This is a genomic window from Streptomyces niveus (assembly GCF_001723055.1).
GTDB classification, from domain to species: domain Bacteria; phylum Actinomycetota; class Actinomycetes; order Streptomycetales; family Streptomycetaceae; genus Streptomyces; species Streptomyces niveus.
Genome location: NZ_MDCR01000451.1, coordinates 1 through 944 on the forward strand (window position 1 = coordinate 1; position 944 = coordinate 944).

Annotated in this window: 1 protein-coding gene; it reads right to left on the reverse strand. The window is 72.8% G+C overall.

The annotated features are described in order from the left end of the window. Positions 1-60: 60 nt before the first annotated feature. A partial coding sequence (locus tag BHU15_RS35975; RefSeq protein ID WP_255293292.1) for a sugar transferase occupies positions 61-944 on the reverse strand: 884 nt, incomplete at its 5' end.

A 944-nucleotide genomic window follows, 5' to 3' on the forward strand; every position in this document is an offset into this window, starting at 1 on the left:
CTCTCGCTCGTCCGCCCGGCGCGGGGGGCCAGGAGGAGCGCGCCCGGGGCGTCGGCCACGTCAGCTCCCCGCCGGGCGGACGAGCGAGAGTGCGGTTCGGATGATGATGCACACGTCCTGCCACAGCGACCAGTGGTCGATGTAGTGGTTGTCGAATCGGGAGCGGTCCTCGATGGAGGTGTCCCCGCGCAGTCCATTGACCTGCGCGAGGCCGGTGATGCCGACGGGCATCCGGTGGCGGGCCGCGTAACCGGGGTGGGTCTTGCTGAAGTTGGCGACGAAGAAGGGGCGTTCGGGGCGGGGTCCGACGAGGCTCATGTCGCCGCGCAGGACGTTCCAGATCTGCGGCAGTTCGTCCATCGACGTACGGCGCAGGATGTGGCCGACCGGGCTCATCCGCCGGTCGTTGGCGACGGACCAGCGGGTGGCCGCCTCGTGGTCGTCGGCCGGGCGCAGGGTGCGGAACTTGAGCAGGGTGAAGGGGCGCCCGTGCTGGCCGACGCGTTCCTGACGGAACAGCACACCCGGGCCGTCGAGGAACCGTACGGCGAGCGCGCAGGCCAGCAGCACCGGTGAGATCGCGACCAGCACCGGGCCGGCGACGGCGATGTCCAGCAGACGCTTGACGCGGATGCCGCGGCGCGCGGTGGGCGGGTCGACCCGGCGGCAGGTGAAGCCCCACACGTGCTGTGCCATCGGGCCCCGGCCGGCGCCGCCGCCGACGAACCAGGTGGCGCAGCCGTACTCGTGGAAGAGCGCGACGAGCGGAGCCCGGTCGGCGTCGGTTCCGGCGGTGCCTGCGGGGCCGTCGGCGAACACGGCCTGCTGGACGCCGTTCTGGATGACGGCACGGTGGATCTCCTCGGTGGTGGTCAGCACGGGAAGGGCCGGGGCGAGGGGGTCCGCGTCGGTGTCCGTGTCGTCGTACGCGCCGGGGGTCGGCC